This is a genomic window from Prevotella sp. C561, from assembly GCF_000224595.1.
GTDB classification, from domain to species: Bacteria; Bacteroidota; Bacteroidia; order Bacteroidales; family Bacteroidaceae; genus Prevotella; species Prevotella jejuni.
The window spans coordinates 259,441-260,333 of record NZ_JH114145.1; the positions used below are offsets into that span (position 1 = coordinate 259,441).

Genomic DNA, 893 nt, shown 5'->3' on the forward strand with positions numbered 1-893 from the left:
AATTATCACCTTAATTCCGCAGCATAAATTCTTGTAAGAACTCCAAGTGTCTGAGAAACAAAGTTCTCAAAACACTTGGATATGTCAGAAATTTCACCTATCTTAGTGCTGCAAACATAACAAGTAAGCAAAAATCTGACATGACAAAGGTAGCAATTAAAAACGAGAATATCACTTCTTTCGGTGGAATTTATCATATTATGGACGTTTTCTCAAAGTTGGGCTTTGAAAAACTTACCGAATCTGTATTGGGCAAACGTGGAAGTAGTGGCAAAGCATTCAGCCATGGAAGTATTTTCGGCTCTCTCTTCTTCAGTTACCTTTGTGGTGGAGAATGCCTTGAGGACATCAATGTGCTTATAGGGCAGTTCAAGCAGAGACCTAATACGCTATTACCCGGTGCCGACACTGTTGGGCGCGGACTAAAGGAGCTTGCTGAAGAGAACATTGTCTACAAGAGCGAGACCTCCGGCAAGTCTTACAGTTTCAACACGGCAGAGAAGCTGAACACCTTACTATTACGGATGATACGGAGAATGGGGCTTATAAAGGAGGGCAGTCATGTTGACCTGGACTTTGACCACCAGTTCGTTCCAGCCACCAAGTTCGATGCAAAGTATTCTTACAAGCAGGACTTTGGTTATTTCCCTGGTTGGGCTTCCATTGGAGGAATCATAGTCGGAGGTGAGAATCGTGACGGAAACACCAATGTGAGATTCCATCAGGAAGACACGCTCCGTCGCATTATGGACCGTGTAACCTCAGAACTTGGTGTGGTAATAGAGCGTTTCCGTGCTGACTGCGGGTCGTTCTCAAAGGAAATCATACAAACCGTAGAGCAGCGCTGCAACACGTTCTACATTCGTGCTGCCAACTGCGGCAGTCGCTACGAG

Annotated in this window: 1 protein-coding gene; it reads left to right on the top strand. The window is 45.0% G+C overall.

What is annotated here, in order from left to right; translation table 11 throughout:
• Window positions 1–140 precede the first annotated feature (140 nt).
• Window positions 141–893, top strand: a 753-nt coding sequence (locus HMPREF0666_RS08850; protein ID WP_009012070.1) for a transposase, incomplete at its 3' end; no start/stop codon positions are given.